This window comes from Bacillus sp. BHET2, from assembly GCF_005938125.1.
Classification (GTDB): Bacteria; Bacillota; Bacilli; order Bacillales; family Bacillaceae_B; genus Rossellomorea.
On sequence record NZ_VCQN01000001.1, the window covers coordinates 1,158,704 to 1,180,587 of the forward strand.

General features: G+C 39.9%; 19 protein-coding genes. 1 reads left to right on the forward strand and 18 read right to left on the reverse strand.

The window, feature by feature from the left end; genetic code table 11:
- Nucleotides 1–157 precede the first annotated feature (157 nt).
- A complete protein-coding gene (locus FGG79_RS06005) occupies nt 158–775 on the reverse strand; it encodes a DedA family protein (protein ID WP_138777626.1) in 618 nt (205 codons plus the stop codon).
- 118 nt (nt 776–893) lie between these two features.
- A complete protein-coding gene (locus FGG79_RS06010) occupies nt 894–1,712 on the reverse strand; it encodes a hypothetical protein (protein ID WP_240794207.1) in 819 nt (272 codons plus the stop codon).
- Between the two features lie 129 nt (nt 1,713–1,841).
- Between FGG79_RS06010 and FGG79_RS06015 the strand changes: the two genes are divergently transcribed.
- Nucleotides 1,842–2,768, forward strand: coding sequence for a VanW family protein (locus FGG79_RS06015; RefSeq protein WP_138776818.1), 927 nt, complete (start codon nt 1,842–1,844; stop codon nt 2,766–2,768).
- A gap of 36 nt (nt 2,769–2,804) precedes the next feature.
- On the opposite strand, the gene FGG79_RS06020 is transcribed toward FGG79_RS06015, so the two are convergent.
- The 16 genes from FGG79_RS06020 to FGG79_RS06095 form a co-directional block, all read right to left on the reverse strand.
- Complete coding sequence (locus tag FGG79_RS06020) at nt 2,805–3,173, reverse strand: VOC family protein (RefSeq protein ID WP_138776819.1); 369 nt, start codon at nt 3,171–3,173, stop codon at nt 2,805–2,807.
- A gap of 116 nt (nt 3,174–3,289) precedes the next feature.
- Nucleotides 3,290–4,645, reverse strand: coding sequence for an aspartate aminotransferase family protein (locus tag FGG79_RS06025; protein WP_138776820.1), 1,356 nt, complete (start codon nt 4,643–4,645; stop codon nt 3,290–3,292).
- 21 nt (nt 4,646–4,666) lie between these two features.
- The gene (locus tag FGG79_RS06030; protein WP_138776821.1) at nt 4,667–6,133 is read right to left on the reverse strand and encodes a CoA-acylating methylmalonate-semialdehyde dehydrogenase; all 1,467 of its coding nucleotides are present in this window, start codon (nt 6,131–6,133) and stop codon (nt 4,667–4,669) included.
- A 205-nt stretch (nt 6,134–6,338) separates the two neighbouring features.
- A complete protein-coding gene (locus FGG79_RS06035) occupies nt 6,339–7,940 on the reverse strand; it encodes a PucR family transcriptional regulator (RefSeq protein ID WP_171050821.1) in 1,602 nt (533 codons plus the stop codon).
- A gap of 62 nt (nt 7,941–8,002) precedes the next feature.
- Nucleotides 8,003–8,191: a hypothetical protein gene (locus FGG79_RS06040; RefSeq protein ID WP_138776823.1), complete on the reverse strand. Its 189-nt coding sequence runs from the start codon at nt 8,189–8,191 to the stop codon at nt 8,003–8,005.
- An 18-nt stretch (nt 8,192–8,209) separates the two neighbouring features.
- A complete protein-coding gene (locus FGG79_RS06045; protein WP_138776824.1) occupies nt 8,210–8,422 on the reverse strand; it encodes a hypothetical protein in 213 nt (70 codons plus the stop codon).
- A gap of 48 nt (nt 8,423–8,470) precedes the next feature.
- Nucleotides 8,471–9,940 carry an NCS1 family transporter gene (locus FGG79_RS06050; RefSeq protein ID WP_138776825.1) on the reverse strand — a complete coding sequence of 490 codons (1,470 nt, stop codon included), beginning with the start codon at nt 9,938–9,940 and terminating at the stop codon, nt 8,471–8,473.
- A 137-nt stretch (nt 9,941–10,077) separates the two neighbouring features.
- Entirely contained in the window at nt 10,078–11,505 is a 1,428-nt protein-coding gene (gene hydA / locus FGG79_RS06055; protein WP_138776826.1) for a dihydropyrimidinase, read from the reverse strand.
- Nucleotides 11,506–11,521: 16 nt separating this feature from the next.
- The gene (gene preA / locus FGG79_RS06060; RefSeq protein ID WP_138776827.1) at nt 11,522–12,808 is read right to left on the reverse strand and encodes an NAD-dependent dihydropyrimidine dehydrogenase subunit PreA; all 1,287 of its coding nucleotides are present in this window, start codon (nt 12,806–12,808) and stop codon (nt 11,522–11,524) included.
- Between the two features lie 24 nt (nt 12,809–12,832).
- Entirely contained in the window at nt 12,833–14,188 is a 1,356-nt protein-coding gene (locus tag FGG79_RS06065; RefSeq protein WP_138776828.1) for an NAD(P)-dependent oxidoreductase, read from the reverse strand.
- Nucleotides 14,189–14,271: 83 nt separating this feature from the next.
- On the reverse strand, nt 14,272–15,162 hold the full coding sequence (locus FGG79_RS06070; protein ID WP_138776829.1) for a nitrilase-related carbon-nitrogen hydrolase: 891 nt from the start codon (nt 15,160–15,162) through the stop codon (nt 14,272–14,274).
- A gap of 427 nt (nt 15,163–15,589) precedes the next feature.
- On the reverse strand, nt 15,590–17,038 hold the full coding sequence (locus FGG79_RS06075) for a carbon starvation CstA family protein (protein WP_138776830.1): 1,449 nt from the start codon (nt 17,036–17,038) through the stop codon (nt 15,590–15,592).
- A gap of 274 nt (nt 17,039–17,312) precedes the next feature.
- Nucleotides 17,313–17,837 (reverse strand): ankyrin repeat domain-containing protein, encoded by a 525-nt coding sequence (locus FGG79_RS06080; RefSeq protein ID WP_138776831.1) that lies wholly within the window; start codon nt 17,835–17,837, stop codon nt 17,313–17,315.
- 99 nt (nt 17,838–17,936) lie between these two features.
- Nucleotides 17,937–20,105 carry a DNA topoisomerase III gene (locus FGG79_RS06085; RefSeq protein ID WP_138776832.1) on the reverse strand — a complete coding sequence of 723 codons (2,169 nt, stop codon included), beginning with the start codon at nt 20,103–20,105 and terminating at the stop codon, nt 17,937–17,939.
- A gap of 431 nt (nt 20,106–20,536) precedes the next feature.
- Complete coding sequence (locus FGG79_RS06090; RefSeq protein WP_138777630.1) at nt 20,537–21,073, reverse strand: outer spore coat protein CotE; 537 nt, start codon at nt 21,071–21,073, stop codon at nt 20,537–20,539.
- 379 nt (nt 21,074–21,452) lie between these two features.
- Nucleotides 21,453–21,884: a YlbF/YmcA family competence regulator gene (locus FGG79_RS06095; protein ID WP_138776833.1), complete on the reverse strand. Its 432-nt coding sequence runs from the start codon at nt 21,882–21,884 to the stop codon at nt 21,453–21,455.

Sequence of the window (21,884 nt, forward strand, 5' to 3'; positions counted from 1 at the left end):
TCTATATCTACTATTCTCGACTATTCATTATATCACAGGGGTACGGGTTGAAGCATGTGGTTTGAGGAAGCATATTTTACCTAGAAAGGTGTTAAGAGTGAACAAGTGAACACAAAAAAGTTCGCTCCCTTACAATGGGAGCGAACTTTCACCATATCTATTCTGCTTGCTTTACGATATTGGTATCTTCGCGCAAACAATTGGGCTTTGCCTTTCGTTTATAGATGAAATTATATAATAAGTAACCAATAATGAGTACTGCTCCTCCGATTAGTAGGTATGTTTGCACTTCACTCATCATGGATTGGACAGATTTTAAATTTCCATTTTTCCCGACTATTAACATCGTGAGGGTGATAGGGAATATTCCGATGAAGGTTAACGATCCAAATTTCCATTTATTCACTTTACTAATTCCTGCTACATAGGAGATATAATTCCCGATGCCTAAAGGCCTTGTTATCGCTATGCTCCATAAACCACATTTACGAAACCATTTCTGCCCCTTTTCAATTTTCTTAGTGCTCGTTTTCTCCTTAATCTTATCCTTTAATTTAAATCCAATACCGTATGGGATATAACTAAATATGGTATAGATCACACTGCTGGTAATAGCCAATACTACTAGCTTCACCCAAGAGGGATCTAAGGCATACCCATAAGTCAGCGTTACAAGCGCGCCTGGAAAAGGTAACGAAGACGCTTCAATGGCATTTCCAGCAAATAACCCCCACATTCCTAGCTCCTTTATTAAATTCATGACAAACTCAAACATCGGTTGTTTCCCTCCACGATTCATTTAAATATCCTTTTCCCTCTTTTCTATTTTAAAAACTTGATTAAAGGAAAAGGTTTTATCCACTGGAGGAGGATAATGTCAGTTTTATTGACAATTACTGTAATTCTTTAGCCAACGATTTCTCATCTATCTTCCACTGATCATAGACATTATCTTTCAGGATGAGGAGCTTAACGTTTTTTACCTCCTGAGACTGGTCGGACCGTATCCATTTAACTTTCATCTGAATCTTCATTCCTACAATAGCAGGAAGGTCTTCTACAGGGAGGATCGACCTTTGGATAAATTCGATATGGTGAATTTTTTTAAGTGTCTTTTTAACCGACCGTTTATCTCCTGACAATACTAGTGAGAGTAGCTTCTCATCATGTTGATTAATAGCAATCTCCATCACCTGGATTATTTCATATGGGTCCAATCGGTATAAAAACCGATTCAGTTCACCCCCAGCTTTTAAAATCATGATCTTGTGTGCTAAGTCAGGCGTGGGTGTCTTATGAGTTGTACTTCCGTAAAAATGAACACAGAAATGGCCTGGAAAATTATTCTTGAGAGCTCCGGCTCCATGAGGCATTCCATTCATGGAAGCAGATATGAGTTGATCATGAATCAACACAAGAATGGCACGACGATCCCAACTCCACTTCCCACCGTAAATGGCTTTCATTATTTTAGTATCCTTTTCAGTAACCGGTTGGACATCCGCATGTTTACTTCCCGCTCTTCTTTGAACTTTAAAAGAAAGACCGCTTTCGACATCAATTATCGTAAAGTACGACTGATTCGGAATGATTTCTTTTACTTGTTCCCAAGGAAGAATTTCCACTGTGAAACTCGGCATGGCTTCTGCCGGTTTGACTCCGTATACGAAGAGCAATGAAACGACCATGGTAAACCTTAACATTAACAGCATTTACTGAACCTCTTTTTTTATCTTAGTTTAAGTCCGATGAAGCAATCCATGATAATCAATTTTTGGCAATTAGGTTTGAACATAAAATACTTCTCTTTACCGATACTACAAACGAAAGGGAGGATTTACATGCTTTTGTTGAAATTAAGTGCTATTAGTCTTCTCACGCTTCCTTCAATGGGCAATCATGATCAGTTACATATCCAAGTTCCAAATGGCCCACCACTGTATATTGAACGTCACTCATTGGAGGTACCACTGATGGATGAACCTCTATTGAATGAAAAAAACTATTCAGAATTCGTTTTAGAGCTCCAAGAAAAAGTATATACACCTCCCAGAAACGCCTATATCAATGAAAATAATATCATTGTTCAGGAACAGGCAGGGTTTAAACTTAATGGAAATAAATTTCGCGAATCTGTATATGATTTCTTTTTTTCAAAAGGGGATAAACATATCGCTCCCCCTCTCCTGACCTTGTATCCTAGAGTAGACAGTGAGATTTTGGCGCAAATAAAAACACAGTTGATCGGACAGTATGTCACATATTTTAATAAATATAATGAAGAACGCACAAGAAATATCATCCTTGCTACAGAAGAAATTAACAATGCAGTCGTTTTTCCAGGAGAAGTCTTTTCCTTTAATGGAGTGGTAGGGAAACGAACGAAAGAAAGAGGATATCAGAAAGCCCCTGTGATCGTAAAAGGAGAACTATCAGAAGATATTGGTGGAGGGATTTGTCAGGTGTCCTCTACATTGTTTAATGCAGTGGATCAAGCAGGGGTGGTCATATTGGAAAGATACCATCATTCAAAACGAGTGCCATACGTGCCCTCGGGGAGAGATGCGACTGTAAGTTGGTATGGCCCTGATTTCACGTTCAGGAATGATTACAATCAGCCCATCCTCATACGGGCTAACATAGTCGGTGGACAAGTGATTGTATCAGTTTATTCTTCAGAATTCGTAAACGCACAAAAGAGACAGATTCCAAGTGCTTCTCACGACTTATTTCAGGAGAAGGATGTGACTCATTCTGTTGAGAATTAAAGACTGCACCTTCCATTTAGAAGGTGCATGTCTATTTTATTGGAATTCCAAAAATTCGATGCGATTTCCAAATGGGTCAGATACAAAGAAACGAGCTCTTCCTTTAATAGGAGTATCTTCCTTTATTTCAATTCCCTTCTCTTTCATCGTACGCATAAGGGAAGACAAATTTGAAACCAACAGCCCGGGATGGGCTTTCGTTGCTGGTACAAAATCGTCTTGTACCCCAATATGAATTTCCTGTTTTCCATATTGAAACCAGCAGCCTCCCCGTCCCTGAAGGTTGCTGGGTTTCGGTATTTCCTTCAACCCAATGATGTCACCATAAAATTTTTTCGCTTCCTGTTCACATCCTTTGGGCGCAGCTATTTGAATGTGATCAATGTTTTTAAATTCAAAGCTCATGATGGGTGTCCCCCTTTTCATCTTTTATTTCCTCTTCATTATTTTACCATAATATTCAATGTATTCCATAAAATAAAAAGCATCCATTAATGCAGATGCTTTTTACTTTATTACTATTAATGCAGTGTATTAATTCCGGAAATTACTGTCGACAATAACAGATCCAAATCGTCTTCTTCAATATTTAATGGCGGTGATATCGTCAGAACATTGTTGAAACCTGCAACAGTGGCACCATTTTTCCCGATGATAACGCCATTCTGCTTACAATAGCTTATGACTGCGTTAACCTTCTCAAGTTCTAATGGCTGTTTCGTGTTTTTGTTGCATACCATTTCAATTCCGATCAACAGGCCTTTCCCTCTGACATTTCCAACATATTGATGATCCTGCAACAGATTTTTCAACGTATTTATAGCTTTTTCCCCTAAATCTGCTGAACGTTCAAACAGCTCTTCATTCTCCATGATTTCAATATTTTTCAAGGCGAGTGCACACGCTGCAGGATTGCCACCAAAGGTATTGATATGGCGGAAATAATCATAATCCTCTGAACCTTTAAATGCTTCATATATTTCGCGTTTCACTGCGGTGGCTGACAGGGGAAGATACGCACTGGTAATGCCCTTTGCCATCGTTATAATATCCGGTTTCACATCATAATTCATAAACCCAAACGCCTTACCAGTACGTCCAAACCCGCAAATGACTTCATCAACAATCAAGAGAGCACCATGCTTCTCACAAACTTCTTTCGCTGCTTTCATATAACTATCCTGGGGAATGAGAACCCCACCGCCTGTAATAATAGGTTCCATAATAAGAGCTGCCACTGTTTCACTTAATTCCCATGTCATTGCCTGATCAATTGCCTTTACACCAGGAAGTTCATGGGGATCTACTCCTAACACTTCATCACGGTAAGCATCTGGTGGTGCTACATGGTGGAAACCTGGGGCCAATGGTTCATATTTATATTTACGCTGAGCCTGACCTGTAGCAGCTAATGCTCCCATGGAATTGCCGTGATATCCTCTATATCTGGAGAAAATCTTATACCTTCCATGTTCACCTTTTTGTTGGTGATACTGCCTCGCAATCTTAAATGCTGTTTCATTGGCTTCAGATCCACTGTTAGAAAAGAAGATTACATAATCATCACCGAGCAATTCATTTAATTTCGCTGCAAGTTCAATGGCAGGTTGATGACTTTGAGTAAGTGGAAAATAGGCCATTTTCTTAAGCTGTTCGTAGGCGGCCTCTGCTAATTCCTGCCGCCCATACCCAACGTTTACACACCACAATCCTGCCATTCCATCCAGGAATTTCTGACCATCCTGATTTGTAACCCAGGACCCGCTTGACTCTGTTACGACCATTGTTCCATCGGGATTGTAAGGTTTCATCGAATGCCAAATGAGTTTTTCATCATTCTGTAACCATACATCCTGTGATTGACCTGCTTTTACCATGGAGGTTCCTCCTAACCCTGATTAAAAATCGAATCGAGAAGTAATCATTTTCTTCCTAGTATAGAAATTTACTCCGTCTTTCCCGTTAACATGCATATCTCCGTAGAAAGAATCCTTCCAACCTGAAAATGGGAAGAATGCCATTGTCGCCGGTACCCCAACGTTAATACCGAGCATACCAGCATCTGCTTCTTCTCTAAACTGTCTAACTGCTGCTGCATCTTTCGTATAAATTGTTGCACCATTTCCATATCTTGACTGACGAATATAATCGAGTCCTTGATCCAGGTCTGAAGCTCTCAATAAACTAAGAATAGGTGCGAACATTTCTTCTTTCGCAATCGACATGTCAGGTGAAACATGGTCAAAGATAGTAGCCCCCAGAAAGTTTCCTTCCTTGAAATCGTTCATCTCTTTCCGTCCGTCTCTGATAAGAGACGCCCCTTCCTGTAACCCTTTATCAATATATTCAATTGTCTTTTCCCGGTTTTCCTTTCGTATGACCGGAGTGAGCAGGACTTCTTCGTCCATTCCGCTACCAATGCATAGTTCATCAGCCTTTTTATTTAAAGTCTTTACAAACTCTTCATTATCTCCCACAACCACTACTGCACTACATGCCATACATCGTTGCCCGGCACTTCCAAATGCAGAACTGATAATGTGTTCGGCTGCTTTATTGATATCTGCATCAGGCATGACAACATGATGATTTTTCGCCCCTGACAACGCTTGAACCCTTTTCCCATGAGAAGCTGCTTGTTGATACACATATTTAGCTACGGGCTGAGAACCTACAAAGGAAATGGCCGCAATATCTTTATTCTCCAATAAGCCATTAACGACATCGTGGGCTCCATGAACTACATTGAAAACACCTTCTGGCATGCCAGCTTCCGTTAACAGTTCAGCAAGTCTATTGGCTAATATTGGGGTTCTTTCAGAAGGCTTAAGAACGAATGTATTTCCACATGCAATCGCAAGAGGGAACATCCAAAGAGGTACCATCATTGGGAAGTTAAACGGTGTGATGCCTCCGACTACACCAAGTGGGTAACGGAACATTTCAGAATCAATGTCTTCTGCAATTCCACTTAACGTTTCACCCATCATCAATGTTGGTGCTCCACAAGCGAATTCAACACACTCTAATCCCCGTTGTACTTCACCGTAAGCTTCTTTAAAAGATTTTCCATTTTCCTGAACGACAAGTTTCGCCAACTCTTCATGATTGTCAGAAAGCAAAGAATGGTATTTATATAAGATTCGGGCCCGCTTCGGTACCGGGGTTTTCTTCCACGTCTCTGACGCTTGTTTTGCCGCTTTAACAGCGATCGCAACATCTTCTTTCGTGGAGATGGGGACTCTGGCGATTTCTTCATTCGTCGCAGGGTTCAATACTTCTGCGGTTTGTGAGCTAAGGGAATCCACCCATTTGCCACTAACATAATTCTTTAATACTGCTACATCTTTTTTTATTACCGTCATTTTAGTTCCTCCTTATTTCAGTTGGTATTCATACTTCAATTATAAGAGTAGAACCTTTTTTCAATTCGTTATTATCATTATGAAAGAAAATGATAAGGCTTTCATTAGACATTGTGTAAAAGAACATGACATATTCATTGGACATTATTTCATTCAACTAGGGAATACATCTCCAACCGGTCATGAATTCTATTGAGTCCAGATATTAATTGATCTTAGATTTCTTAAGAGTGTGATGTGGTTGCAGATACTCATAAGAAGCAAGTAAAAATTCAATAGCCACTCGTTTATCGGATGCCATGAAATCCTTGCCTAGTAGATCTTCTATTTTCTTCAGACGGTGATAAAGTGTTTGCCTTACGATGAACAATTTTTTGGACGTTTCTTGCTTTGAGCCCTGACATGCGAGAAAAACCTTCAGTGTCTCCATTAAATTTCCATCATGATCGCGATCATAAGTCAATAAGGGGGACAAATACTCCTCGATCATTTCCCACAGGTTCACGTTCTCATGAACACTGGAGATTAATCTGAATAAATGAAGGTCATCAAAGAAGTAATAGGTGTTTGTCCCCCCCACCTTCGATCGGTGCTTGAGACTCTCTATCGCTGTTTCATAGCTCTTATGAATATCCATCATCTCCTCTTGATATTTGCCCGTAGCAAATACGATCGGAGATGAATCTTTAAAGAAATCTGACTGAAGGATCTTTTCATATGCATTTGTCACCCTGGATTTCCAATCCCCTATTCTCCTTGTATCTAAGAGGATAAAAATGAGATTGTTACCTATTCTTTCAGGTACAACTTGAAAGCCATGCTGCTCAAATATGCTTCTTGTCACGAGGTTAAAATACGTTAAATTCAGTGTCTCTTTCTCATTTACCTTATCTGTCTTGCAAATACATACCACTCCACCGTGAATTGTTAACTTTTGTTCCCTAATAAAAGTATCAAGTCTGTCATAAGACTGTTCTCCCTTCAACCAAGACATGATCCATTTAGAATCCTCCAACCGCTTTTGCTCGTTAAAATAAAGTTCCCTCATTAAATACTGAGCAAGTGCCGTTGACGTTCGGTCGAGGATCAACAGCTCATATTCACTAAAAGGGGGGTTGCTTCGATAGATAGTTAGCTCAGCATATTCTTGGTCAAATAAAATTACTTTTGTAGAAACAAATTGACGATTGTAAGTCTTTTTATATCTATCATATTTGTTTATGAGCTTTACTTGTTCAGGCGAGCATAAGAGGGGATAGAACTCTACTTTTTGTTCTTTTAACTGAAAGAGAACCTGAACATTTAGCTCACTATGTAAAACTTGTAGAATGTCTCTAAAATGATTGACTCCAAGTAGCTTCTTATTCAAGTCTTGAGCATAGGAATCTAACTTTTTGATCATGTCATATTGTTGATTAATTAATACAGAATGTATATCCTGGGTAATACTTACAAATGGGACTTCTTTCTGAAAAACAATGACAGGAAAATCAAAATCATCAGCACATTTTAATACTGATACAGGTATAGAGGAAATGTTCGTATCCAATTCAATACAAATGGCAGCTGCATCGCACTCAATTAATTGCTCAATAAGAGAAAGAAAGGTATCTTCTTCTTGCAATGCAATACCTGTTGATAGTATTAGTTCATTTCCATTTAAGAGATTTTTTATTGATGTCACTTCGACTACGTGGACCCATTTCACTTGTCTCACCAGCCCCTTGTGTCCCGCTATGACTTTTGCATGTTCAAAGTGTTTTCGTACAAGCATATCTTCTACTGAGAAATAGTAATTACTTTTCATCCGTCTCTCCTTATTGATTTGACGTGGGAAAATAGGGAAAAAGGATTGGCTGAACCAATCCTTCATTTGTCTTCAATATAGGGGATTGCAAACTGAATCTCTTCACTCCACCAATTTAATAATTCTTCTTCTGTCAGGTGATTAGAAGACAAGACGGTTAACAGCCAATCGATTAACTCATCAGACGTTTGCATTATTCCAGGACTGAGTATATAGCCTTTCTTACTATGCTGATTTCTCAAGTCACTCATCCAATCCCCCCTTTTTAGTTATGAAGTTTGAAATTGAAATAACAGATTAGAAAAATACTTTCGCGCATTCGCCGTTTTAACATGAAGAGTAGCGCTTCTTTTGTTTTCAGTATGTTTAAAAACGACATATGCTCCACTAAGGTTTTCTGTCACCTTTTCAATTTTAAAGCCTTTTTGTAAGAGAAAGTCGATTTTATCCCTTTCGTTTAAGAACTCTTGATAATCGGACATTCTAACACCCTTTCTTCATTCGTATGGAATAGGATTTTAGCGTTTAATTCAAGAAAGACTTGTGCCTGTCGGAGATTCTTCCAAGACAACCTCTTCTTCCACCTCAATTTCCCAATCTCGACCAACTGATAATCCTAAATATTTCTCATCACTTGGATCAAGAAGCTCTGCCTGTTCATATTTCTTGAACCACCAGAATTTTGCCAACACATAATAACAAAGCGCACCAATTCCAAATCCAACTAAAAATGAAAAGTTAGGAACAAAATAGGAAGCAACAGCACCTATGATCCATGAAATGAACCCGGCAAGATTGACACCTTTCATATATTTGAATTGTCCGTTGTCCTCATACAGAGCTGGAACATTGACTCTTCTCTTTCTAATAAAGTAATAGTCAGAAATTAAAATTCCTACAATTGCAGATAAAATCCCTCCTACAAAGAGAAGAACCGGAATGATAACACCAAATAGATTCCAAGGCTGAACAATTGTCCCTACGATTCCAGCAGTTATTACCCCTGCCCAGAAAGGGAATTTAGGTCCACCAACATTGGAAAAGATGGTGGCGGCTGGGACAATATTCGCTGCAATATTTGTTGACCATTGAGCCAGAACGATCATCAGTAGGAGAACGCCTAATACGAAACCACTTGCTGCTTCCTGAAGGGCAACAACAGGATCATAGTTCAAAACGGCGATATAAGATATTCCACCAATCATCACCATAAATGCTTGAGTGATCGGGAGAGCTACAAGATTACCAATTAAAGAGCTGCGATTTCTCTTAAACCAATTACGCTCATTACTAGGAGCCTTCATGAAGCGTGAAATAGAAGGAATATCAGCTGAAAGTGTAGCCCAAAAGCCCATATTACTAAAAATCACTACCAGAAAAGCAGTAAAGGTTGCAACACCCGTTACAGGACTTTCCACCCAACTCCAAATGTCTCTTCCCTGAGTGGCCGCAGAATCTGATAAGGAGGAATACATCCACACTGAAATAAGAATGATGATTGGAGCAGCAAGGTCAGCAAATCGTTCTACCGCTTTAATACCAAGGGCTGTATTCATCAATTGGAGGACTGCAAATAGTAAAAAACAAACGAACCAATTATTAAAACCAAATAAAATATTTAGAATTCCATTCATCGCTGTGGCACCAAAGTAAGTGTTAATACCAAACCACATGGAAGCAGCTAACCCGCGAACAACTGATGGTATATGCGTGCCAATTGTTCCGAATGGTGCCCTCATATACACAGGAAAAGACACTCCATGCTCAATCCCTATATCACCCGTTAAAGTAATAAAAAGACCGATGGCTAGAGAACCGATGATTGTGGCCAGCATGACGAGGGGTAATGGCAAGGATACGACTCCCGCCCCACCGATTGCGAAGGTAGCCAGAACCACTACCATCCCTACCCACATAAATGAATAACCAAGTTTAGTGATTTTCCTTTCACTTTCTTTAATTGGTAATAAATCCGGAGACTTTAAATAACTTCTTTTCACCCTGAACACCCCATTTTCGTTTGCTTCGAATGGCAAAACCAATCATGGTACAAGAGAGGCAAATGGATGGAGGATGACCCCATCCTGTTTGCAGGAGTAGTTCTACATTAAAGATGGATGCATTTCAAGATAGATTGTTAGGACTTGGAAGATTGAAGTTCCTCACTCTCTTCATTAGAAAGCAGATTACCGTATTTCGCTCTCTTCACATACTTACCGGAACCCAGTTTTCCAACAAATTGTTTATCTTTGATCACATAATCACCTCTTGATAATACGGAAACAGGTTCACCCTTCATTTTCATCCCTTCAAATGGATTATAATCCGCTGCCATATGATGTGTTTGTGCAGAAATCACTCTTTCAGCATCCGGGTCAAAAATGACAACATCTGCATCAGAACCTACTGCAATAGTACCTTTCTGAGGATATAGACCAAAGAGCTTGGCACTTCTGGTTGACATGATATCAACAAACTGGTTCAAACTTATTCGTCCTTTATCAACCCCTTCTGAGAATAATATGGATACACGGTCCTCAATAATCGGTCCGCCATTCGGGATTTTAGTGAAATCATCTTTTCCAAGATCTTTCTGTCCTTGGAAATCAAATGAACATTGATCAGACCCCAATGTTTGAAGCTGTCCACTTTTCAAAGCATTCCAGAGAACATCCTGATGCCACTTTTCACGGAGAGGAGGCGACCAAACGTATTTTGCACCTTCAAAGTGAGGTCTCTCTAAATAGGTTTGATCAAGCACCAGATACTGAGGACATGTTTCTCCCCAAACATTCAACCCTTTACTCCTTGCTGCCGAAATCTGCTCTACAGCTTCCGAACAGGAAACATGCACGACATATAGCTGGGAATCGGCCAATCCAGTCAGTTTAGCTGCACGCCCAGTAGCTTCACCTTCAAGTTCAGGAGGTCTAGTCAATGCGTGATAAATGGGATCGGTTTTCCCTTCCTCCAACGCCTTTTCAGTTAAATACTCAATAACATCTCCATTCTCTGCGTGAACCATGACGAGAGCACCTAATTCCTTTGCAGCAATTAAGGTTCTAAATAGCGTTTCGTCGTCTGCCTGAAATACATTTTTATAGGCCATAAATACTTTGAAAGAGGTTATTCCTTCTTGTTCCATGACCTGAGGGAGCTGAGATAGAACGTCTTGATTAATTTCTCCGATCATTAAGTGGAAGCTATAATCAATGACAGCTTTATCCTTAGATTTTTCATGCCATGTATCAATTGCCTTTTGAAGAGGTTCCCCCTTATTCGTTAAGCAGAAATCGATGAGGGTCGTTGTCCCTCCATAAGCTGCTGCAATCGTTCCACTCTCAAAGTCATCCTTTGAAACCGTTCCTCCAAAGGGCATTTCAAGATGGGTATGAGGGTCTATGCCCCCGGGAAAAATATATTTCCCTTCAGCATTTATTACTTCTGCCTCTGAGTGATCGAATGCTTTACCGATTCCTGCAATCTTACCGTCCTGTATAAGAATGTCGGCCTTATATGTGTCTGTCGCTGTCACAATTGTTCCATTTTGAATGATTTTATTCATTACCTTACCTCCTGAATTATTTCACTGCATTGACGATTGAACTTGAAAGGTTACTTACCACCGCTTGACGTTGATTCCAGGTCATCGGCATATGGCCACTTGGAACTTCTATCATGTCAATAGCACCATCAACAGGGCATACGATCGAGCAGAGATTACAGCCTACACAATCTTCTTCCCTCACCTTTAAATAACTGTTTCCTTTAGGGTCCATCAACATCTCAATACATTGGTGAGAAGTATCTTCACATGCAATATGGCACTTATTACAGTTAATGCAAACATCCGTATTGATTTTTGCGACAACACTATAATTAAGATCAAGATTGCCCCAATCTGAAAATCTCGGAACAGACTTTCCGACGATTTCCTGCACAGAAGAGATTCCTTTATCATCTAAATAATTATTCAAACCATCGAGCATATCCTCGACGATTCTGAAACCGTGATGCATAGCAGCCGTACAGACTTGAACCCCTGATGCTCCCATAAGCATAAATTCGACAGCATCCTGCCAATTTGATACTCCTCCCATTCCAGAAATCGGAACGCTTATACGGGGATTTCTGGCACATTCTGCAACCATGTTCAAGGAAATCGGCTTAACGGCAGGTCCACAGTAGCCTCCATGTGCGCCTTTTCCAGCAACATGTGGAATAGTGTTCCATGAATCCAAATCTACCCCCGCTAAGCTATTGATGGTATTGATCATACTCACTGCATCGGCTCCGCCCCGAACAGCCGCTTCGGCTGTTACGGTAATATCCGTAATATTCGGTGTCAGCTTTACAATTACAGGAGTCTTAGCCATTTCCTTGGCCCAATGGGTTTGTTTTTCAACCAGTTCTGGGACCTGACCTGAGGCAGACCCCATTCCTCTTTCAGCCATTCCGTGTGGACAACCGAAATTAAGCTCTAAACCATCTACCCCGACATCCTCAACTTTCTTAACAATTTCATGCCACTTTTCCTGTTTAGGTTCTACCATCAATGATGCAATAATGGCGTGATTGGGGAACCGTTTCTTCGTTTCATATATTTCCTTTAAATTCACTTCTAATGGACGATCGGTAATGAGTTCGATATTATTGAACCCTGCTACCTTCTGTCCATTAAAACTGACTGCTGCGAATCTTGAGGATACATTGATAATGGGGTCACCTAATGTTTTCCAAACTGCTCCACCCCATCCTGCCTCGAAAGCCCTTTGGACTTGGTAACCTGAGTTCGTTGGTGGCGCTGAAGCTAACCAAAATGGATTGGGTGATTTGATTCCTGCTAAGTCGATGCTTAAATTTGCCATGAATTTCCCCCCTTATAAGACATCTTAATTCATTTGAACTTCTGCAAACTTCCCATGTAAATGATAAGCTACCTGCTTCCCTTGTTCTGCAGCGGTGACAACCATTGCTTCCCCAACTCCTTTACCAAATACAACATCCCCACATGCAAAAATCTTAGGATTCGATGTCTGGAAGGTATCTTGATCAATCTTTACAACACCATCAGAATGCTCTAAACCAAATTGTTCAATGAGTGATAAATGACGGGTTTGACCAATGGCTTTGATGACGACGTCCACAGGCAACACAAACTGTGAGTCTTGGACCGGAACTGGCCTTTTTCTTCCGTCCATTCCAGGCTCGCCTAATTCCATCTTGATACATTCGATACCTGTCACTTCCCCAGCGTCATTTCCAATAATTCTTTGCGGTGCTGTAAGCCATCGGAATTCCACACCATCTTGCTTTGCAAATTCGTACTCGAAATCATAGGCAGTCATTTCTTCTTTTGTTCGTCGATATAAGATTTTCACATTGCCTGCCCCTAAACGTACAGAACATGTGGCCCCATCAATCGCTGTATTTCCTGCACCGATCACCACCACATTTTTACCAGCATACTCCTTATTCAAGGTTCCGCTTTTCGTTGCCTTAACAAATTCAATGGCATCATGAACACCAAGCAAATCTTCGCCTTCAATTTTCAAATCAGGGACGCTTGACATTCCAACAGCCAGAATGAGAAAGTCATGTTTCATTGCTATTTCTTCAACAGAAATGTCTTTTCCTACCTTTACATTGGTCCGAATCTCTACGTTTAATTTCTTTACTTGCTCCACTTCCCAGAAGGAAATGCTTTGAGGTAGTCGAAACGAAACGATGCCATAGGTATTCAACCCTCCCGCTTCTTTCTCTGCCTCATAAATCGTCACCTCATACCCGAAGCGGGCAAGTTCTCTTGCAGCAGATAGACCAGCAGGGCCCCCACCGATAATCCCTACTTTCTTACCATTTGATTCCCCTGCTTCAAATAACACAGCGTCATTATGTCGTGCCCAATCCGTTGCATACCGCTGGAGGTCTCCAATCATGATTGGTTTAGTAGAATGATTCAGTACACATGCCCCTTCGCATAATTCTTCTGTGGGACAGACCCGTGAGCAACTTGCCCCAACTGGATTCGCCGTCATGATCGTCTTAGCAGACCCTTTCAAATTCCCAGAGGCTATTTTTTTAATAAAGGAAGGTATATCGATGCTTGTTGGACAGGCTTGAATACACGGAGCATCATAGCAATACAAGCAGCGATTCGCTTCCTCGACTGCTTCTCTGTTAGTCAAGCCCTCATGTGCTTCAAGAAAATTCTTTTCAAGATTGAGTAATGAAAGTGTGTTGGACAAACTGACTTCCCCCTCTTCATTTCCATTTGATGGCTAATTGTACACTATGGTTGACGGTGATGATTCACCGTTCACCTCACCTATTATGGAAGTAATGCTGTCATGTCGTTATAGGTTTCCGGTCTGCGGTCACGATAGAATTGCCAAGTATCCCGAACTTCCCTTAATAGCTTTTTATTCATTTCCCCGATAATGACTTCATCTTGATCTCTGCTTCCAACGGCAACAAAGCTGCCCCTAGGATCTACTAGATAAGACTGACCATAAAATTCTCCCATATTCCAAGGACCCTCATAGCCAACACGGTTTATTGCTCCTAAGTAATAGCCATTTGCAACTGCATGAGCAGGTTGTTCAAGTTTCCATAAATATTCAGAAAGTCCGGCTACTGTTGCAGATGGATTGAAGACAATTTCGGCACCTTTCAATCCTAATAAACGGGCGCCTTCTGGAAAATGGCGGTCATAACAAATGTAAACCCCTACTTTTGCATATGCCGTATCAAACACAGGGTAGCCTAGGTTTCCTGGTTTGAAGTAATATTTCTCCCAGAATCCATACCCTTCTTCTCCGACTCCCACATGCGGTATATGCTGCTTTCGATATTTACCGAGATAGGCTCCATCCGCGTCAATGACCGCCGCTGTATTATAGTAAGTCGCAATCCCTTCCCTTTCATAAATCGGTAGGACGATGACGACGCCAAGCTCTTTCGCTAATGCCTGAAACTGTTTCGTCGTTGGGCCATTTGGAATTTCTTCTGCTGAATCGTACCATTTGGGATTTTGTTCGGAGCAGAAATATGGTCCATAGAAAATTTCTTGTAAGCAAATGATCTGTGCCCCTTTTTTCGCAGCATCCCTCACTAGCTCCACATGCTTATTAATTGCTTGCTCTTTATGGATCTCTACTCCTTCACTTCCATCCACATCATGAGAAGCTTGAATAAGTCCAATTTTCACTAAATCTGACATTCCATTTCCTCCTACAATAATAGATTTTTATAAAATAGTAAGCGCTTTCATTGTTTTTTCGCCAAATGTTTACACTTACTAGATTTCATCTGCTTGAAATATAGTCTGAATTTTAAGTATTTTCACTTTATTTTAACCCTCATCATTTTGAAAAGCACTATACATTTTGTAACACGAACTCGCCTCTTCTTTTGTCACTATGTATATCCATGTCTAAAACTTATTCGTTTCACATAAGGTAGCATACTTATCTTGCGAAATTTGTAGAAATATTTGATAAATTATTTAAAAATTCAGTTTTTAATTCGACAAATACATTTTTTCAGCTTATTTAACTTATATTTCTCAAGAAATTATTAAACTGTAGTTAAATATCCCTAAAAAAAACAGCCTTCTCTATTGAAAAGGCTGTTTCATAAAAATAACTTTATGAACGTATTGATTTCATTTCCAGAACTCTTTGTCTGTTCGGTCTATATTTCACTAATTGAACAACAAACCAAATGAATACTGCGAACCAAATAATTGATCCCATCATCATAGCCTTTGAATAGGAAAATCCAAAGCCTTCAGGGGCATAAAATATATAGGAACTAACAACTCCTGTCATAAATAATGCAGGGAGACTGCATATCCAGTGGAACTTTGCCTTTTGCAATAAATAGATGGCAGCGGTCCATAGCATAACGGTTGCAACTACCTGATTGGACCAACCAACGTATCTCCACAGAAAGGTATAGTTTATTTGTGTTAATAGAAATGTAGGCACTGCCACAGGTACAACGAGAACTATCGGCACCCATTTACCTTCGATTTCTCTTTTGCGCATTGAATTGAGCAAATCTGCAAGCATCATTCGAGAGGATCTCATCGCCGTATCTCCAGTTGTGATTGGAAGAATAATCACTCCAAGTATGGCAAGGACACCACCTAGTGACCCTAATGTTGTCTTGCTTATTTCATTAACCACACCTGCAGGTCCTCCCGCAGCCAGAGCTTCTTGCAGGCCACCTGTCCCATTAAAGAAGGCCATACCTGCTGCAGCCCATATAAGTGCGATAATCCCTTCTGCTACCATCGCACCATAGAATACTTTACGGCCTTCACTTTCTCGCTTTAACGTTCTTGCTAAAATCGGGCTTTGAGTTGAATGGAATCCAGAGATTGCTCCACATGATACTGTAACCATCAGTAATGGCCATAATGGCAATTCATTTGGGTGAAGGTTTTCAAATGTTAAATTGGGAATTGGATTCTCAAAGAAGAATAACCCCACTCCAATCGCTACAGCCATAAAGATAAGGATGGCTCCGAAGAATGGATAAACCTTCCCTATTATCTTATTAATGGGGAGTACTGTCGCTACGAGAAAATATATAAAAATAAGGAATAGGCACGTCATAAAGTTTAGCGGTGTCACTTCTGCCATTAATTGAGCAGGCCCAGACGTAAACGCCGCAGCTACTAGAATCATTAATACTATCGATAAAATGTTCATGAGCGTTTGAACATGTTTCCCCAAGTACTGTCCAACGATGGTAGGAAACTGTGCTCCATTATGCCTTAGAGAGAGCATACCTGAAAAATAATCATGAACCGCTCCAGCAAATAGAGTACCGATCACAATCCACAAAAAGGCTACCGGGCCATATAAAGCACCTAGTATTGCACCAAAGATCGGTCCTAGCCCAGCAATGTTCAATAGTTGAACCAAGCTTGCTTTCCACCAGCTCATGGGCATATAGTCCATTCCGTCTTTTTTTGTATAAGCTGGTGTCACATTGGAATCATCAATCCCGAAAATCTTTTCTACCACCTTTGAATATACGAAATAACCAGCTACAAGAATACAGATGGATGCAAGAAATGTAAGCATCACGATGTCCTCCCTTCAATGTAAATGAAATTACGGTTAATTCTAATACGTTAAACGACAAAAAACAACAGAATTTTCTAAAGACATTTATTTTTCAGATTTTATAAAAGGCACTCTTTTTCGAATATCCCTTGCCATCAATAATGAAAGCGCACACTTTATATTATGGATTTATATATTATTATCTAATTATATTTTCTGAAAAATCTTTCTGTTTAGAAAATAAAAGTAAAAAAGCATCCCTATTTAAGAGATGCGATAAAAAGATCATACTTTACTGGGCTTTACCATTAGAGAAATCTTCGTGTGCTTTTAGAAATTCTTTATTGTCCCTTTCCTTGGCAATCTCTAAAGGAGTACGATGTTCACTATCTGTATACATTTCTTGGCCGTCGCCATAAGCTAGTAACAAAGTCACAATGTCAGCACTTCCATCGAAAGCAGCTATATGTAAAGCTGTATGACCAGATGAGTCCGGTTGGTCCACCTTCGCTCCTTGATCCAGAAGAAACTTCACCAGCTCTTTTGAGGCATTTCCGGCTATACCAGCATGTAAAGCTGTGTTAGAAGGAATGTAGGAGACCTTTGAATTTGAAACGGAATTGATATCCGCACCAAAATTTAATAGTAGCTCGACAATATCTAAGTGACCATAATGGGCAGCCACTCCCAACGCTGTTAAACCATGTTCATTTTCTCCGTTACAAAGATTTGTGTCATTTTTTAATGATTGCTCGACCCTCGCAATATCACCTAATTCAATTGCTTTAAAGAACTCTTCCATTGTAATCGATGTCAAGTATTCCACCTCTTTTTCACATAATTACAAATATTCTACCAATTATTAACAAAAAAAGATAGGGATGACTCTGAAAATAGTTAGTCATCCCTATGAATATTATTGGTCTAGCTTTAATTTGGCTAAAGCATCCGCTAATGCAGTATTGACTGGTTCATCCTTTTGCTGTGTATTCAAATACTTGTTTACATCCCGCTTTGTTGCTTTACTATTCTTTTCTTTCTTTTTTCGTTCGTTGAATGTCGAGAGTTTTTCTCTATGTCCACATACACAGGTGAATGTTTGCCCTTCACCTTCTCCTCTTAACTCAAGGCGCTTATGGCAATTTGGACAACGTGCGTTCGTTTTCTTGCTAATCTGTTTCCGATGTCCGCATTCACGATCTTTACACACCAATTTTTTCCCATGTTTATTTTTTATTTCCAGCATTAAGTTGCCACAATCCGGGCATTTTGTGCCAGTCACATTGTCATGGGAGAATTTTTTTAGTGAACTCTTAATTTCGCTTACAGATTTCCGGGTATAATCCTTGATTTCTCTTAAGAATTCATGTTTTTTAAGAGAACCGTTTTCAATTTTTTCAAGCTTTTGCTCCCACTCTGCAGTGAGTGTAGGGGACTGCAATTCCAGCGGTGCCAAATCCAACAATTGTTTTCCTTTTGAAGTGATATGGATGTCTTTGCCCTTTGGTTCAATCACACCTGAGTTGAAAAGCTTTTCAATAATATCCGCTCTAGTGGCGACAGTACCGAGCCCACCTGCCTCATGTATGGTATTGAGGAGCTCTTTATTGCTTTCCTTCATAAACTTCCTGGGATTTTCCATTGCAGATAATAAGGTCCCTTCATTAAATCGGCTAGGAGGATTTGTCTGTCCTTCCGACTGTTGCATCGACAGAACAGGGTAGGTATCTCCTTTCTCCATTTTGGTTAAAAGTTGATCTTTCTCTGAATCAAAGTCATAGACTTCTTTCCATCCGATTTCTACTATTCGTTTACCTTTGGTCTGAAATGTTTGTGACCCTATTGATGCTTCTACAGTCGTTTGTTCATATAAGTATGGTGGAAAGAATACGGCTAAGAATCGTTTGACAATCAAATCATAGATTTTTCTTTCCCTATCTTGTAACCGTTGAAGGGATGGTGTTTCCTCAGTTGGAATAATCGCATGATGATCTGTCACTTTTTGATCATCCACATATGCCTTTGAAAGTTGTTGTGATTCCTGCAATGCTCGATGAGCCATTTTACGGTAAGGTTGGACATTCACTGCATTCAATCTGTCTTTCAATGTTGAGACCATATCGCTTGATAGATGCTTACTATCTGTTCTCGGGTAGGTTACCAGTTTATGCTGTTCGTATAATTTTTGCATGATTGATAGGGTTTCTTTAGCAGAAAATCCGAAAATTTTATGGGCGTCCCTTTGTAGTTCTGTTAAATTATAAAGCGAAGGAGCATAAGTTTTCTTCAGTGCTTTTTTTACCGATTGAATCGTGATTTGCTTGTTATCTTTCAATGATTCCATGACATGGACAATTTCTTCTTTAGAGAATGTTTTCGTATCGTTGGTTTTAGAATTTGACCAAATAAACGGTCCACTTTCAGTTGCCGCTTGTACACCATAATAGGGCTGTGGGGTAAAGGACTTTATTTCTTCTTCCCTCTGTGCAATGATGCTTAAAGTCGGGGTTTGAACACGCCCACATGATAATTGGGCATTGTGCTTGGTCGTAAGCGCTCTTGTTGCATTCATCCCTACATACCAATCAGCTTCAGATCTTGCTTGTGCAGCAGCATATAGGTTTTCGTAGTTTATGGCATCTTTCAGATTATTGAATCCGTTCTTTATGGCCATATCAGTGACAGATGATATCCACAGTCGTTTTAACGGTTTATTTACCCGAGCTTTATCGATGATCCATCGTGCTACAAGCTCACCTTCACGACCTGCATCCGTTGCAATGACAATTTCTTTGACATCTGGCCGGTTCATTTGCGCTTTGACTGAGCTATACTGCTTACCGGTTTTCTTGATGACAACAAGATTAAGTGAGGCTGGAAGCATAGGTAAATCCTCCAGATTCCAAGTTTTATAACGTTCATCATAGCTTTCAGGTTCTGCCAATGTCACCAAGTGACCGAGAGCCCATGTAACGATATAGTCATTCCCTTCCAAGTATCCATTTCCTTTTCTCGTGCACTGCAGCACTCTTGCAATATCTCTACCGACAGATGGTTTTTCTGCCAGGACCAAAATCTTTTTCATATCAAAAATCCTTTCATTACAGGGTGTATATTAACTATCTCTATTTTATTTTAACATACAATAATATAGCGCGTTTCCGTTCACCTCTATATTCGGTTGTATTATATTTTTCGCAAAAATTGTTGCTTTCTAATATGGAATACGCCATGACTCTGTCAATAAGTGTGTGCTTTAGATGGTGAGGAGGTTCTGCGGGAAAGTAGGAAAAGCGGAGGCTGCAGTTGGTCTATCTTCAAGTGGGAATAAACGATTTTACAAAATTAAGATGCAAACTCCTGCTTACTGAATTAATTGCTTCGAGAAACGTTTCTCATGAAAAAAAGAGCATCTAAAAAGAGATGCCCGCTGGATCATTTAGTATTTCGTTATAAACGATGGATTGCCTTCAGCTAAGAAGAAAATCTAGGAAGAGGCCGTCTTCCTAGTAAATGTTATTCTTCGTCGCCTTCTAAGAAGTCTGGATCTAACTCTTCAAACTCTTCATCATCTAAGTCGCAATCCCAGTCTTCATCGTCACAACCCTCTGGATTAACAAGGACACAAACTTTTGTTTCTCCGATAACTTCCACTAGGAATTCACGTTCCACGTGAACAATGATTTTGTTACCGTTTGGTGATATTACCGCTTCGCAGCAATTAGGCTGTTGTAATACTCGAGCACATACTTCAATGTCATCTAAACAATCAGGATCACGGTATTTTAACTTAATGCAGTCTGTATATTCTACTCTTTCGGTTACAACAGATGTCTTAGTGTTGTCACTGTGGGAGTACCATACGTTGATATCGTATGAACCGTGTACTTCAACCTTCTTGCCTACTTTGTGTGCTTCATACTGGTGATTAATTATCCAGCAGCCTAAAATGCTCGATGGATTATGCGGCGGGCAAATCGTATGATGAGACTGTGTAAATTTGCGTCCCTTCGCTACGACCGCTTTAGTAATAATCTCTCTATATTCTGCCATTCGAGCGAACCTCCTCATTCATTTTCAATTCATCTTATGCGACTATCTAGGTGTTTGTGCGAGTAAAATTAATTACATAATGGGATTGTTGCGAGATAATGTATTGTATGCGAATCACCATTGAATGTTCCGGGATGCACGGTCCTCTAACCTAGAAAAAGGGGGAAACAAGAATCAGGAAGGTTTTTGTCTAAACTGCAATCTAAAATCTCTTCCTATAAAAGGAATCGCATTTAGCAAAAAGGGGGAGATTTACAAAAAAGAACAAATCCAACAAAAAAAACGATCTTTGCTAAAAGGATATTCCTTTTAGCAAAGATCGTTTTGAAAATTTAAATATGAATGCAGTGTCCGGTTGTTGAAACGACGTTCCTTGAAATTACGAGCAACTTCCAGGTGTTGAATTTTTTACGTTAGACCCTGTTTCTCCACGGAGAAGGTCTCCACCAGTTGTTTCGATGATATGATCTGTCACGTTATTTGAAATAACAGACGCAACAATTTGCAGTAAATCATTCACATCTGTTTGAGATTCCTTAAACTGTTGAACAACCGGAATTTCATCGATTTCCTTTTCAAGGTTTTCAATTTTAGCTTCAACCATTTTTAATGCTTCAATTTTCCCATAGTGCTGAAAGTTCACTGCTTGTTTTTGCAAGCTCTTAATACTGGCGATCATTTCCCGCACCTTTTGGTTTTCATGAATCTGTGATTCAGCACGTTTAAAGAAATCCACTTCCTCTGTTTCAGCAATCATCGTCGCAAGCTCTTCGGCCCGCTTCATAATATCGTCTTTTGTGTACTTTGCCAT